General features: G+C 59.4%; 10 protein-coding genes. 2 read left to right on the top strand and 8 right to left on the bottom strand.

What is annotated here, in order from left to right:
* Positions 1 to 61 precede the first annotated feature (61 nt).
* The 4 genes from ACEN2R_RS04845 to ACEN2R_RS04860 all read right to left on the bottom strand — a co-directional run bounded on the left by ACEN2R_RS04845 (position 62) and on the right by ACEN2R_RS04860 (position 7,311).
* Positions 62 to 1,402 carry an HlyD family type I secretion periplasmic adaptor subunit gene (locus ACEN2R_RS04845; RefSeq protein ID WP_442039772.1) on the bottom strand — a complete coding sequence of 447 codons (1,341 nt, stop codon included), beginning with the start codon at positions 1,400 to 1,402 and terminating at the stop codon, positions 62 to 64.
* Positions 1,395 to 3,383: a type I secretion system permease/ATPase gene (locus ACEN2R_RS04850; protein WP_442039774.1), complete on the bottom strand. Its 1,989-nt coding sequence runs from the start codon at positions 3,381 to 3,383 to the stop codon at positions 1,395 to 1,397. Before ACEN2R_RS04850 ends, ACEN2R_RS04845 begins: the two co-directional genes overlap by 8 nt.
* A 36-nt stretch (positions 3,384 to 3,419) precedes the next feature.
* Positions 3,420 to 5,402: a hypothetical protein gene (locus ACEN2R_RS04855; RefSeq protein ID WP_442039776.1), complete on the bottom strand. Its 1,983-nt coding sequence runs from the start codon at positions 5,400 to 5,402 to the stop codon at positions 3,420 to 3,422.
* A 73-nt stretch (positions 5,403 to 5,475) separates the two neighbouring features.
* Positions 5,476 to 7,311 carry a hypothetical protein gene (locus ACEN2R_RS04860; protein WP_442039778.1) on the bottom strand — a complete coding sequence of 612 codons (1,836 nt, stop codon included), beginning with the start codon at positions 7,309 to 7,311 and terminating at the stop codon, positions 5,476 to 5,478.
* Between the two features lie 731 nt (positions 7,312 to 8,042).
* On the opposite strand from ACEN2R_RS04860, the gene ACEN2R_RS04865 reads away from it, so the two are divergent.
* Both ACEN2R_RS04865 and ACEN2R_RS04870 read left to right on the top strand, forming a co-directional pair.
* Positions 8,043 to 8,795, top strand: coding sequence for a response regulator transcription factor (locus tag ACEN2R_RS04865; protein ID WP_442039780.1), 753 nt, complete (start codon positions 8,043 to 8,045; stop codon positions 8,793 to 8,795).
* Position 8,796: 1 nt separating this feature from the next.
* Positions 8,797 to 9,303, top strand: a complete 507-nt coding sequence (locus ACEN2R_RS04870) for a hypothetical protein (RefSeq protein WP_442039782.1) — start codon at positions 8,797 to 8,799, stop codon at positions 9,301 to 9,303.
* A 90-nt stretch (positions 9,304 to 9,393) separates the two neighbouring features.
* Here the strand turns inward: ACEN2R_RS04870 and ACEN2R_RS04875 are convergent, their stop codons facing one another.
* The 4 genes from ACEN2R_RS04875 to ACEN2R_RS04890 all read right to left on the bottom strand — a co-directional run bounded on the left by ACEN2R_RS04875 (position 9,394) and on the right by ACEN2R_RS04890 (position 14,704).
* A complete protein-coding gene (locus ACEN2R_RS04875) occupies positions 9,394 to 10,377 on the bottom strand; it encodes a response regulator (RefSeq protein WP_442039784.1) in 984 nt (327 codons plus the stop codon).
* A gap of 259 nt (positions 10,378 to 10,636) precedes the next feature.
* Positions 10,637 to 12,343 (bottom strand): PAS domain S-box protein, encoded by a 1,707-nt coding sequence (locus tag ACEN2R_RS04880; RefSeq protein WP_442039786.1) that lies wholly within the window; start codon positions 12,341 to 12,343, stop codon positions 10,637 to 10,639.
* 301 nt (positions 12,344 to 12,644) lie between these two features.
* On the bottom strand, positions 12,645 to 13,643 hold the full coding sequence (locus ACEN2R_RS04885) for a response regulator (RefSeq protein WP_442039788.1): 999 nt from the start codon (positions 13,641 to 13,643) through the stop codon (positions 12,645 to 12,647).
* Between the two features lie 257 nt (positions 13,644 to 13,900).
* Positions 13,901 to 14,704 carry a response regulator transcription factor gene (locus ACEN2R_RS04890; RefSeq protein ID WP_442039790.1) on the bottom strand — a complete coding sequence of 268 codons (804 nt, stop codon included), beginning with the start codon at positions 14,702 to 14,704 and terminating at the stop codon, positions 13,901 to 13,903.
* Between the last annotated feature and the right edge of the window lie 256 nt (positions 14,705 to 14,960).

The following is a 14,960-nucleotide window of genomic DNA, read 5'->3' on the forward strand; positions in this document are numbered from 1 at the left end:
AGCGTGGTCTATTTCGCCATGGAATGTCAAAGCGCATCGCAAGGTGCAAGGCGCGTCTGGCCTAGCGCTCGCGAAAGGCGCGGGCCATGCTGTCGCGGATCGGTTTCACCAGATACTGAAAGAACGTCCGTTCCTCTGTCTGGATCATGATCTCGGCGGGCATGCCCGGCGTGGCCTTGAACCCCTGAACGCGCAGCAATTCATCCGGGCTTAGTTTGATCCGGGCCACATAGACCTCCTGCCGCTTGTCCTGAGACGCATCCAGCAGCGAGTCCGCCGACACATAGAACACCTCTCCGTACAGAACCGGCGTTGTGCGCGCGTTCAACGCCACCAGCCGGACGGTTGCGGCCTGACCGGTGCGCACGCTGTCGATATCGGTGCGCGGGATCTGCGCCTCGATGATCAGCGGCGCGTTGCTTGGCAGGATCTCCATGATCGGCTTGCCGCCCTCGATGACGCCGCCCACGGTGTGATAGTGCGACCGCACGATCGTTCCGCTGACGGGCGCGGTCAGCACGGCGCGGGCCAGCACGTTTTCGGCCTTGCGTGACTGCTCCCTGATCCCGTCCAGTTCGCTTTGAATGATCTGCAATTCGTCCAGTGCGGCCTGTTTATAGGCGTTCCGGGTCTGTTCGATCTGGTCGAGGTACTTCTGCCGCATCTGCTCTGACTCGGAAATTTCCGCCTCCAGCCGCCCGATCTGGCCTGTCGCTTCGGCCAATGCGCGGCGCAGGGCGTTGAATTCGGTTCTGCGGATCAGCCCCTGTTCCAGCAGCTTTGCCTTTGCCTCGTGATCTTCCTCGAAAATCTCCAGCTGGTCCCTGATCGAGGCAAGCTGCGTCGCATAGCCCTTTGCCCGCATCTCCATCGCGGCGGCATTGCTCATCAGGGGGGCGATGTCGCCTTCGATGGACGTGCGCGAGACCCGGAAGGCCAGCAACTGGTTATCAAGGATCGCCGCGATTTCAGGGTCGATCCGGCCCTCTATCAGGTCCGGTGGAAATGTGATGCTGGGGCTGACCGCGTTTTCTGCCGTCAACCGCGCCTCTATCGCCTCCAGCCGGGCGCGGCGCAGAAATAGTTCCCGCTCGTTCGCCAGGGCGGCGGTCTCGTCCAGCCGCAGCAAAAGCTGCCCCTTGACCACGCGGTCGCCCTCGGCTGCAAGGATTTCGCGGATGATACCGCCTTCCAGATGCTGCACGATCTTGTTCTGGCCCGTGGCCACAAAGCTGCCCTGAGAGATAACCGCCGCAGCCAATGGCGCCCGAAAGGCCCAGACGCCGAAGCCGCCAAAGGATGCGCCGACCAGCAAGAAGCCGATAACCGCAAAGCGGGTGACAGAACGCGGAACGGTGTCATACCATTCGCCGGTGTGCCAGGTGGTCGGGACGTCAGCCAATGTGCGGTCCTCCGGGTTTTTGATTGGTTTGTCGTTGCGCGTTTTGAACCTGCGCGTTCGGCTGGCCTTTTCGCTCGTTCAGGGCCTGCATCACGCGGTCGCGGAACCCGAACATCGCCACGCTGCCGTCGGCCAGCAGCATGATCTTGTCCACGACGGTCAACAGCGACGGTTTCTGGGTGATGACGATCACCGTGATGCGGTTCTGCTTGGCGTGGCTAAGGGCACGGGCAAGTGCCGCGTCGCCCATGCTGTCAAGGTTCGAGTTCGGCTCGTCCAGCACCACCATGCGCGGGTTGCCGAAAAAGGCGCGGGCCAGTGCGATGCGCTGCTTTTGCCCGCCCGAAAGCGGCGACCCGTCGGCCGCAACATAGGTTTCATAGCCGTGGGGCAGGTTGGCGATCATGTCATGCACATCCGCCAGCATCGCGGCGCGGTGGATCTGCTCGTCGGTGGCGTCCTGCCGCATCCGGCCGATGTTGTCCTTGATCGTGCCCGGAAACAGCTGCACATCCTGCGGCAGATAGCCGATGCTTTCCCCGAACTGGCGCTGATCCCAGTTGCGCAGGTCCATCAGGTCCAGCCGCACGCTGCCCGATGTCGGCAAAAGCGACCCCACCAGCATCTTGCCCAGCGTGGTCTTGCCCGCGCCGGAATTGCCGATCACCGCAAGGCTTTCGCCCGGATCAAGCGAGAAACTGATGCCGTTCAGCACAACCCGTTTGGTGCCGCCCGGCACATAAAGCAGACGTTCCACATCGACGCGCCCCTCTGGCTTTGGCAGGCGCAGACGCTCGATGTTCAGCGGCGACGACCGCAAGAGGGTCGAGATGCGATCATAGGCGGCGCGTGACAAAAGAAACTGGTTCCAACCCTCGATCGCCCCCTCGACAGGGGCAAGCGCGCGCCCCGCGATGATCGAGGCGGCGATGACCATGCCGCCCGTGATCTCTCCTGCGATGGCCAGATACGCGCCCCAGCCCAGCATACCGATCTGGGTCAGCAGGCGCACGGCGCGCGAAACGGCGGCGGAAACGATGTTGCGGTCCTGTGCCGTGACCTGCGCCTTCAACGAGGCGGCGGTGTCCTTGCCCCAGATCGACACCGCCTCGGGGATCATCGCAAGGGCGTTGATGATCTGGCTGTTGCGCGACATGGAATCCAGATGCATGTTCGCGCGGCCCAGATGCATATTCGCCTCGCCGAAGGGCTTGCTGGTGATGCGCTGGTTCACCGTCGCGATGACCAGCAAGATCAGCGCGGTGACGACGACGATCATCCCCAGATGCGGATGCACCAGAAAGATCGCGAAGATGAAAAAGGGTGCGAAGGGCACGTCAAGGAACGACAAAAGGGTGCCCGACACCAGAAATCCGCGCAACTGCTGAAGATCGCCCAGCGTCTGGTATTCGCGCCCAGACCCGTGCAATGACGCGCGGGCGGCGGCACTTAAGATCGGCGCGCCAAGCTGAACGGCGACCTCGACCGCCGTGCGCATCAGCATGAACCGCCGGATCGCATCCAGCACCGCCTGAAGCAGCACGGCCCCCACGATCACCACGGTCAGCATGATCAGCGTGTCGACAGAGCGGCTGGTCAGAACCCGGTCCGAAATCTGGAACAGGTAAACCGGGATCGCCAGGATCAGCACGTTGGTCACGCAGGTCAGCAGCATCACCATCAGCATATTCGTGCGCACTGCCCGCAGGCCGGCGCCGAGATTTTTCGAGAAATCCACAGGCCCGACGCGTTTGTGGAACGTTCCGCCGCCGCCGCCGCCACTGCCGCCCGCACCCGCCACAGGCTTGATCGGCGTCGGGTTGTCCTTGCCCTTGCCGACAAACGGAAGTTTGCCGTTGTCAGCCGGGGCTTTGCCCTTGGCCGTCACCTGATCGTCGGCGGTCAACAACAGGGTTTGCGCGCCGTTCGGGCGGTTGTGGACAAAGGTGCCAAAACGCGCGCTCTCTGCGAAGTCCTTCATAGGTATTCCCTCTGGTTCCACATCGTCTTTTGCGCCCTATGCCAGCACGCTTTGCATGACGTCCGGGCTTGAATCGCAATTCTGATAGCTGTCGGAATAGATCGAGCCGTCACCATAGGGGTCATCCGACAGGATCAGGTCGTCCGCCAGAAACGCAACTGCCTCGTTTGCCAGCGCCGCGGTGCCACCCGCACCCCCCGCGTCCGGATCAATGAATTCCGCCTGATACAGCAGCGCATCGGAATAATGCCCGTCCGCCGTCAGAATAACGGAATCCACGCCCATATCGTTGATCGTGGCAAGGTTGGCCAAGGCGTTTTCACCCGTCATCACCGTGACAGGCGCGTCGGTTTGCGCCGCCAGCGATTCCATCGCCAGCGCGACCTGATCGGCATCGCCTAGGATATTCGTTTGTTCGATCACCCGCGCCGAGATCATGTCGCCGCTGATATAAAGCACCCGCAGCGCCTCGGTTCCGTCGAACAGGGTGTCTTGCGCGATGTCCTGGCCTATGGTGGTGCCGCCTGCGGCCAGTTGGTCCAGCCCGTCGCTGAACGGCGCGGACAGCTCGTCATAGGTGTCAACGCCCAGATGAAAGATCGACGCACCGTTCCACAACAGGTTGCCATCGCCCGACAGGCCATCGGGGGCCACGCCGGAATAGCTGATCCAGTCATCGTCCAGCAAGACGTTGGTCTGGATGATGGAATTGAAATCAATCAGGTTTCCGCCGACCATGATCAGGTCGTAGTGATAGCCTAGCTCTTGCATGAAGCTGGCGTTCACAATGGTGTTCTCGCCGAATTGCAGCAATGTCGCCTCGGCGGAAAAGGCGATCTGGCCGATGTCCTGATCCAGCGCAAAGGTGTATTGCTGCACCCAGCTGAGGTTGATGACATTGCCGTCGATGCGGGTCACGATCCAGTTCGAGGGCAGGGTGCCTGTCGCAGCCTCGGGGTCGTCGGATTGCCCATCGGGGGCGCTGCTTTTTGCGCTGAACGACGCAACATTCCACAGGTCCGGCGACAGGTCCGGTTGCGGGCCAGATGCCACACCGTTGAGATGGTCGATATCGGACAGCACATTGATCTGACTGATCAGGTCAAGCGTTACCGCACTTCCGGCAACGGCGATCACCTCCGCGTCCAGCCAGTTGGTCTGGATCACCGCCTCGTTCACCAGCAGGTTCGACCCGGTCAGCACATCATGTGCCGGGGGCGAGGATGGCGCGGTTTCGTCTTCGGCGTCTTCGGCATCTTCGGGCGCGCTTGGGGCCAAAGAGGCGGGCAGGTGGTCCTTGACCTGCGGCGCCTCGTCCACGGTTTTGCTGTTCACCCAGACCCCCAGCGTATCAGGCCCAAGAACCAGCGTCGCATGGGGGCCGCCGATGTCCAGCAGCTGCGCCGTCTGGATCTGGGCAAAGGCATGGGCCGGATAGGTCGCGATATCGGCCTCGGTCGCGGGCATGTCGGGCGAGGTGATCACCTGCGCCGCCGCCGCCAGCCCGGTCAATGCGTCCAGTCGCTGTTCAAACCCGTCGGTCGCCAGAAATGCGAAATCGCCGTCGCCCGTGCGCAGCACGTCATTGTCCGACAGGAACGCCTGCTGCACGGAAATCGCCACAACAGATCCTGCGGGTTCGATGGTGAAGTTCAGCGCATCCAGTGCGTTATAGGTGAAATGCGTCGGAAACCCGTCAACGCCAGAGGAATAGGCATTGCCCGCGATGGTCAGCGAGACGGGGATGGTATTGGGCAGGATCTTGGCCACAGGCACCGTCTGTTCAACCACAGATGTTGTGGGCTCGGTCGGGGCGGGGACAGGTTTCGGGTCGAACCCTTCGACCGCATAGGTTTCGCGGGTTTCAACGTCGATGAACGGAACCTCGGAAAACTCGGTCTGGACCTGCTGCAATGCCTTCAGTTCGTTGTAGTCTATGCGCAGACGTGCCTGTTCCAGAAGGGTTTCGAACAGGCCGATAAAATGCGAGATGGCGTCTGTGATCGGATCGAGTGACATATGATTGCCTCCGGCAGCCGGGATGGTCTGCGCGATACCGAACCGCGCAGACCAGATTTATTTACACTGAGGATCAGGTGCCCATGTCATCGTCGCCGATATAGGTCGAGGACATCGACCCGCCGACGACCGACAGATCGACAGAGTTGCCAAGCACATTGGCCCCCAATACGATTGTCTGGTTGAAGGCGGACATATCCAGCGAGGCAGAGGCATAGGCCAGCGACTCTCCGGTGACGAAACCATCGTCGCCGTTGTTAGAGCCCCAGTTTCCGGCCGCCTCGGCGTAGCCACCCGCGCCAGTGGTGGCTGTGCCACCGGCACCGCCGTTGCCACCCATGACACTTGCGTAACCGCCATCGGCCATCCCGCCGTAGCCGTCGCCGCCCATGCCACCTGTGGACGTTCCGGCGTTGCCGCCATCACCGCCCGTGGCCATCGCATAGCCCGCCGTGGCCACACCGCCGAAGGCATCGCCGCCAAGGCCACCCGACGCCGTGCCGCCGCTGCCACCGGCACCGCCGCCGCCGCCGACTGCATCGGCTATGCCGTCAACCGTGCCGTCGGTCAAAGCGCGGCCAAGGCCGTCGCCGCCGTTGGTGTCGCCACCCGCAGCGCCGTTGCCGCCGCTTCCGCCAGCGCCGCCGGCACCACCGTCACCGGCCATGCCGCTGGCACCACCTGCGCCGCCCGCGCCGCCATCGGCACCGTCGCCGCCAGCGCCACCAAGGCCAATGCCACCTGCGCCGCCTGCGCCACCTGCGCCGCCGAGGCCGCCGAGGCCGCCAGCGCCGCCGTTCCCGGAATTGCCACCTGTGCCGCCTGCGCCGCCGCCGCCGCCAGCAGCACCGGCACCACCGGCACCGCCGTCACCGGAATCGCCGCCAAGCCCGACACCGACCCCGAGAGAGCCGAGACCAAAGGTGCTTGCGCTAGCGCTGCCGCCGTTGCCGCCGTCGTCGCCTTCGGAGTCACCCTCGCCGCCATCGCCGCCGACGCCGCCATAGGCTTGGGCGTTGCCGCCGGTCAGGCTTTCGATCTCGCCTTCGCCGCCGTTGCTTTCTGCATCGCCGCCGTCGTCACCGAAGCCACCCATGGCGAATGCGCCGCCGCCTTCGACGCGCTCGATCTCGCCTTCGCCGCCATCGGCATCGGCATCACCGCCGCCTTCGCCGCCGGTCGGGTCAAGCTTGATCCCTTCCTGCGCGTTCGCGTTTCCGCCCTGCGCATTGCCGGAGTTTGACCACGACCCGTCATTGCTGACGTTGGCATCGTTCAGCGTGTCATTGTCGTACAGAACATTGTTCTGGCCGATGACGGTGCCACTGTCGTTGCCCGCCCCGTTCAGGGAATCGTTCAACAAGTCGCCGAGGTACACATCGTGGCCGGTGTCATAGGTCAGGTCACCCTTTGCCATGAAGAACTGACCGTCGATCGACGCGCCGCTTTCCAGATCGAAATCGGCAAAGTCATCGTCCGACGGCTCCCACCCATCCAGATTGAGGTCGACATCGACGTCAACATCCGAAGAACTGGAGGACGTGCTGTCGTTGGTCACGAATGTTTCCGAGGTATTGGTGTTGGTGTTTGTGTTGGCATTCGCGTTGCCGTTATTGGCATTTGCGTTGGCCGTGTTTGTATTCGCGTTGCTATTGCCGTTGTTGGCAGTGTTCGCGTTGGTGTTGTCGTTCGTGCTGTCGGTTTGGGTCGTTGTGTCTGTGCTTGTGTCGCTGTTGTTGTCATTCTCATTCACGTTTTCGCTTGACTGGTGCTGACCCTGACCCTGGCCTTGCGCCTGCAACTCGGCCTGCGCCTGCAACTGCGCTTCATGCTGCGACTGATGCTCGTGCTGGCTTTGGTTCTGGCTTTGGGTATCCATCCACGGGAAAAAATTATTTCTATTGGACATAACGTTCACTCCACGTAGGCACGGTGCGGTCCGTCATTCATTTACAAAACGGAATGCCGCATAGGCGTGCGGTTTCAGATGTGTGATTGTTTGGATTGACGGGTGGTGCATTGGTTTGCGACCAACCCCCGGATTGTCCTGGTGCCTGAATGCGCACCTCCTTTCGTTCAAATATGCTCTTCGCGAATTCGACGATCCTGTCGTTCGAGAGGCGATCAAAATAGATCGACAAGCCCGCAAAAGAGCTGTTCCAGATACTGTCTTCAGATGCTGCCGCCATAACCGTCAGCAACAGGATCAGTGTTGGGCAAAGCGGCGTAGGACAGTAGCCCGCAATTGGGTTTAACCGCGTCGGGCCGGAATTTGCGCATACGCCAAGGGCTTGCCCCAAGGCCCACGCAAAGTGACAGTGCAACCCGCGCGGAATCGGCAATCCCTTCGTGCAGTTCGGCATCATTTTGCCACAATGCAGGCGCGAAGCCGCGCGCCACGCCGCGCGCCACGCCGACCAAGGGCACAAGATATCGCGGGCCGGTCGCAAAAGCGGGAATATATGGAACGGGACACCTTACCGTTTCGGATGGCCCCATAAATCCATAGAGCCAAGACAGCAGTCCAAAAAGATATAGGCATTGATAGTGGTCAATGCGCCGACACGGTTTGTGGGGATACTGCAGTTTTATTCTTCGTATTTTTTTGATCCTGGACCATTTGAAAAAGAGGAGACCCGCATGCGGAACCTTGATACAGATACCGCGACAACGCAGATCAAGCGTTTGGTCGATCCGGTGGCCGAGGTCGCCATTATTGGCTCTCGGTTGTGTTTTTCCGACACCGCCTTGCGCCTTGCAGAGGCAGAGCTGGGCGATATCCAGACAACCCGCTACGCTAATTTCGAGGACTACCGGCGCGCCTATCTGAAGTATCGCGGCGGGCCTTACGTTCTGATTATCGGTCAGGAGTTGGCACCGGAACTTCTGGTCATGTTACGCAACCATCCCGCCCTTTTCCAGGATGCCGCCGTCGCACTGGCCTATCACACCGAAGGCCCGGCGCTGAATGTGCTGGGCCGGAACGACGCCTCGGTGCATCCGGTCTCGTTTCTGTCGATGAACGGTTCGATGGATATCTGGCTGCTGGTCTTGCGGCTGTTGCTGAAGGGCGGCAGCCATGTTCCCACGGATCTGATCGTGGCGCTGGATGCGAAGCGCGCCGCGGCAACGAGGGATGGCGAGGATCAGGGGCAAAATGCCGCCAGACTGGAATCGATCCTGACGGGTCGCCAGATCGAGGTTCTGGGCATGGTCGCAAGTGGCATGCAAAACAAACATATCGCGGATAAGCTGGGCCTGTCGGAAAACACGATCAAGCTGCATATGCATCACATCATCTCGCGGTTGGGGGTGAACAACAGGACGCAGGCCGCATCGCATTTCCACCAGCATGGCGGGGCGTTCCGCCATCCCCCGACATCCAGAGGCTGATGTGGAACCGGGCGCCGGAACCGGCGATGTAACCTTTGATCGGCTGATGCTAAGCATCGGTCGATTGAACTATGCCTGGACCAACACGGAAAGCATGCTGATCCATGTCATCGCGGGGCTGCTGCGGATCGACAAGGAACAGGCGACGGTTATATTCCTGACCCTGAACACCACCCGCGCGCGGGTCGATCTGGTAGAACGTCTGGCAAAGCTGACAGGCACCCCCGACGCGGAACGGGACCGGATTCTGGGCGCGACACGCAAACTGTTGAAACTGGCGGGGGTGCGGAACTGGTTCAGCCATTGCATCTATTCCTTTGATGCGCAGGGCAAAGGCGTGCGGACCATCCAGATGCGGATCGCGGATCAGAAGAACCGGATCAAGATCGGCCAGACCCGCGATATAGACGCAGATACCCCGGCAGAAATCGACCGCGTGATCGGGCAGCTGGGACATCTGAACGAGGATATCCGGAAAATCATTCACGATTACGGCTATCCAGCCTGACCGCCGCTGCGGTTTCGCGAACAGCAAAAAGGCCCTCTGGTTTCAGGGGGCCTTTAGCGATGTGCTACAGGTGATGCGCTATTGGCGCCGTCAATTCATGGCGGATTTGACGAAGTTCGCCTCGAACGGCTCCAGCTTCTTTTCCTCGAACCGGCCTTCGGCGCGGGCGATGGCCACGCTGAACACACGGTCATAGCGCATGGATTTTCTGAAATGCGGCGTGATCCATTGGCCCATGGAAACGGTGATATCCATCGGCTTGCCATTGTCAAAGGCAAGCTGGCGCTCGTCGATCTCGCACTGGATTTCGAATTCTATGGCGTTCACGCCGTGCAGGTTGCTGGCATGCGACACGCACAGGAACGCGCCCGCGCCGGCATAGGCCATCAGGAAAAATCCCTTGCATTTCAGGCTTTCACCGATCGCATCGGCAATTTCCGACAGGGCATAGGAAAATTCCGACGGTTTGGCCTGCGCGTGAATGCGCTGTGCCTGATCGACCTTTACGGCGAAGATATTGGTGCCCTGTATGCCCGCGCTGGACAGCTGGCTCAGGTAATTTCCAAGGGTCTGCTTGTCGACGGCGCCGTCGATGTCGTCGATGAAATGCGGCTGGGTGAATGTTGCAGTGTCGACCTGAGTGTCACCGGCCCCGACCGATGTGCCTTCGAACCGCAGTTCCTGAATGACGGTATAAGCCTGTTGCAGGGTCTCTGCCACGCGCAGTCTGGCGCCAAGTTCGGTCACATCGAACGGCTTGGTGATGTAATCGGTCGCTCCCGCCTCGAAGGCGTGGTCGATATACCCCTTGTCGTGCATCGCCGTCAGCATGATGATCGGCGTCTTCCTGTAACGAGTGATCGCGCGAACCTTGCGGCACAGCTCGATTCCGTCGGTGCCGGGCATCTGGATGTCTAACAGAAAACACTCAAAGGTCGTGTTCTCGTCCTCGATCCGTTCCATCGCCTTGTCCGGCATATTGCTGACCTCGACATCGGTATAGCCGCTGCTGGCCAGAACCAGGGGCAGCAGTTCAAGGATCAGGGTGTCGTCGTCAACGGCGAGTATTTTCATCTGGCTCTCCAATTCCCCAGGCGGATTGATGTGCCTGTTTTCCGCCTCAACTTCGGGGGGCAGTTGGGCAACATTATGGCATGTTCCTGCTGTTGTTGTGTCGATCAACCCCGCATGCCGTGTTTCGCGCCATTCGTGCGGAAAGCCGCTTATTTTCCATGTTTTCCACGGCCTGCGGGGCGACTGCAAAATACTTTAGGTTGTGCAATATTGCTGCGTTTCGCCCGATCATGCAAGTCTTGTCAGAATCAAGGCCATCCTAGCTTGAAAGCTGCGCGGGGCCTGGGGGGATCTGGTGTTTGGGCAGATCGAACATGAACACCGATCCCTTGCCGTCTTCGCTGATGAAACCAAGTGTGCCAAAATGCCTCTCGACGATGGTTTTCGCGATGCTCAGGCCAAGGCCCGTGCCGCCGTGCGGCCTGATATCGCTGGCATGTGCCTGCGTGAACCGGTCGAAAATATGCGATTGCGCCTCTTTCGGGATGCCCATTCCGGTGTCCTTGACAGACACCTGAACCTTGTCCTTTCGCTCTTTCAGGGTGACGACAACCTGCGATCCGGGGCTGGAAAACTTGGCCGCATTGGACAGAAGGTTGTTCATCACCTGTATCAGGCGGGCATAGTCGGCCTCGATGAAGACCGGATGCGCCATACCCTTGGGCGCAAAGGTGACGTCATACCGCGCGCCATAGGCCGACGCGGCCTCTATCGCGTCGGCCAGAACCTTGGATATATCGACGCGCTTCATGTCGAATGCCATCTGGCCGCCATCCATCTTTTCAAGGTCCAGAATGTCGTTGATGATCAGGATCAGGCGGTCGGAATTGCGATGCGCGATGCTTAGCATCGACTTGGTCTTGTCGGAGTAACTGCCCGTTGTGCCCGACAGGATCAACCCGATCGCCCCTTTGATAGAGGTCAGCGGCGTGCGCAATTCATGGCTGACAGTCGCGATAAAGTCCTTTTTCGCCTGCTCGACCTGCTTGCGCTCCGCGATGTCGCGCACCACGGCGATAAAACGGGGCACCTCGTTGAAGGGGCGGATCAGCTGAAGCGTGACCTCGACGGGGCGATCTGCATGGGTGGATTCGTAGATGACAGACTTCTTTCGGCCTGAAATCAGGGGTTTGGTTCTTTTGCGGAACAACTCAAGATCGTCCGGCGTATCGACATCCACCAGCGTTTCGCGGCGGATGGTCTCCTCGTCCCAATCGGTGACGTTCATCGCGGATTTGTTCATGTAGATCAGCTGAAGCGAGTCCGTCCAGAACATATACACCTCGTCCTGCAACAGATCGAGCGTGGCGCGCAGCTGATGTTCCGCCTCTTTTGTTTTGTTTTTGGTGACATCGGTGCGGACCGCAATGCTTTTGACATGGTTCCCTTCGGCATCCATCAGGGGGACCATCGTGCCTTCGGTCCAGAACAATTCGCCGTCACGCTTTTTCAACATGGTTTCGCCGGACCAGATGCGGCCCTCGGACAGGGTTTGCTTTATCGTCCTCAGAAGATCCTCGGACTTGTCCGAAGAGAACAGAAAACGCTGATCGCGCCCCTGTAGATCCTGCCGGGAATATCCGGTGATATCGGCGAATTTGTCGTTCACATAGATCAGCTTGTCGTCGGCATCGGTGATGCTGATGATCGAATGCTCGTCCAGCGCGCGTTTCTGGAAGTCCAGTTCATAGCCTTGCTCCATCAACAGCCGGCCACGTTCCCTGGACAGTTTGATATTGCGCCCCGCGATCACGATCAGCGACAGCAGCAGCACCATGAGAATGGCAAAGACGCCCTCGAAGCGCCGGTTGCCTTCGTCGATGAACGCCGAAAACCAGGTCATCCTGACAACGCCCTGCGCCGCGACATTCAACGGTGCGCAGACCAGCAGAATGAAAAAGACAAGGGCAAGCAACAGCCGTCTGCGGAAAAATGACCCGGCCTTTGATATGGTTTCGCGTAGCATGGCATTTGGCCCTTTGGTTCTTTCGGAACGGATTTTCCAATCGGAACTGGCTACCTATGCACTGGTTAAGGGTCGTCTATGCGGAATTCTTAGTTTCCATATGCGCAACATAAATTCCCCTTTGGGCATTTTTGCGGCAAAGTCGGGACAATCAAAAAAATCCTTGAACGGACCCGCCATCGGTGCGGGGGCGGTGGGGGCATTAGTCGGACCTGTGCCACGTAAAACGGGCCCGGCACTTTCATGCCAGGCCCGATCATTGCCGATGCGACGCGCCTTGTGTCCGGCGCGGGGAAGGTCGTCAGGACATCAGGCGCAGGACCGGCACCTCATCAGTTGGCCGGGACTTTGGGGATGATGTGGTTTGGTCAATGACCCGCTGCTCGGCATAGGCGATGACCTTCAGGATATCCTTTTCGATCATGGCGCCGCTTTGGGATGCCATCTTGATCGCGCTGCCGACAAAGGCATCGACCCAGAACGGCAACCCGTTGTCATAAAAGAACTCCATATGCCCCAGTGCCTGCCTGACCGATACCTCCAGTGCTGCGGTGTCCACGCCATTCTGCCCCTCGACCACACAGACAAAGGCCCCGTTGCCGGCATAGGCGATCATGACGTCGGCGCCGCGGATGTTGTCGGTGATCGCCTCGGCAATGTCGGTCAGGGTATACAAAAACCCCGAGGACGAGGATTTCAAATGGATGTCCTCGATGCCCGCAACCCGAAGCGCGAACAGCTCTGTCCGGGATTGCGCGTTGCCCGACACCTGCTGCAGGTAATTCTCAAGCGCCAGAAGGTCGATGACCCCTGGCACAGTGCCTAGCGTCAATTCCTTGCTCAGCTCGAATTTCGGTTCTGTTGACATGGCGGAATCGTGCAGCGCCCTGACAGAGCAAACGCGGTCGGCATACACATGCCGCTCGGCACAGCGTTCCTCGGCCAGCAGCATGCGCGTGCATAGCTCCAGCGCATCAAACGGCTTGGTGACATAGTCTGTCGCACCGGCCGCAAAGGCCTGACTGATGTAGAACTTTTCCTGCATCGCGGTGATCATGATGATCGGTGTCCTGCGGTAACCGGGGGTGCGGCGAATGACATTGCACAGCTCTATCCCGTTCATGCCGGGCATTTGGATATCCAGAAAGATGCAGTCGAACATCGTCTTCGATGCCGCCATGATCCGCATCGCCTGATGCGCCGAGGATGCCAGCGAAACCTCGGTAAACCCTGCCGCGCGCATCGTGTTCAACATAAGGTCAAGGACGATCTCGTCGTCATCTACTGCAAGTATTTTCAATTCGGAACTCCCAAACCCAGATGTGTCTTGGTTTGCATTGTTGTGTCTGTCGGTTGACCTATGGACCGGGGAGAGGTGGCACCCCGAGCCACAAGTAGCCTGCACAACCTTACGTAGAATTCCGGCAATTATATGGCGTGAATGCATGTTTTCACGGCCAGCGAAGGCAACGAAAAATTGCCTTTACGCCCTTGGGACAGCCTGCATCGGGTCTGTCCAAAATCGCGTCGCAGCCCTATGAAACAGGGCTGCGACGGTTAATGCTGCACGTTATGCGGTGCGTTCGGCACCGTTGCCCGCAGGGCCACTTGCGTCCGATTCATGGCGCCATACTTCTTCATCAGCTGACGAACGTGGATTTTGACTGTCGCCTCGGACAGGTGCAGCGTCCGCGCGATTTCCTTGTTCGACTGACCTTTTGTCAGCGACTGAAGAACATCTGTCTGGCGCGGCGTCAGGTTCGGCTGCGGGTAGGGCACAGCGTCATCGTCGCCCCCCCCGTTGGCGTTGTCCTGATAGCCGGTCTGGCGCAGCTTCTCGTTATGCAGCTGCGATACCTTCGATCGCTCGAAGCGCACCAGATAGTCCACGGGCGAGGTCGCGGATTTTACAGCACCCGGTGCCTTGAACCCCGCCCCGACCGGAAAATACCGCCCCCCCGACATGATGAAATCAAGCGCCGCCACGGCCACATTGGCATGCATCTGCGTCGGGATCAGGCCGCGCAGTTCCATTTGACAGGCAAGGATGATTTCATCTTTTGCCTCAAGATCCGAAATTACAACAAGCGGCCGACCGTTCAGCGCTGTCAGCAGCGCCTGAACCATGCGGGATATATCGGGATCCCGCAAAGACCGCCCGCCGATGCCATAGATGCACAGATGCCGGTCAAGCACCTCTTGCGGCGTATCCGGTTCCACCGGACCTATGCCATCCGGCCCGTCGATTTCGGTAATTGTCGTTCCGGCCGTCTGGACCCATGGCGCGATAAACCCAAGAATGCCGGCGCGTCTTAAATCGTGGTCATCAAGCACCCAAAGGTGCGATTTTGTTTTTTCCAATTGAACATCCCCCTGAAAAACAGAACACCACCGTGCCCCGGCACTGCGAAAGGCAGCTTCGCTTTGGGAACAAAAATTACTCTTTCAAATTACATAATATGCATTCGTATTACATAATCGTATAACCGAAAATTCGCAAAGAGTCCAATATGTGGCAATTTGGAATGTCATACAGAAGGGGGGCGCATGGCGCCCGTAGTCTTTTTAACCTATTGGTTTAAAAAGTAATTTGATAGATTTCTCGACTGAAATGCGT

Origin of the sequence: Pseudogemmobacter sp. W21_MBD1_M6, from assembly GCF_052119585.1 — a bacterium.
Classification (GTDB): domain Bacteria; phylum Pseudomonadota; class Alphaproteobacteria; order Rhodobacterales; family Rhodobacteraceae; genus JBGQOJ01.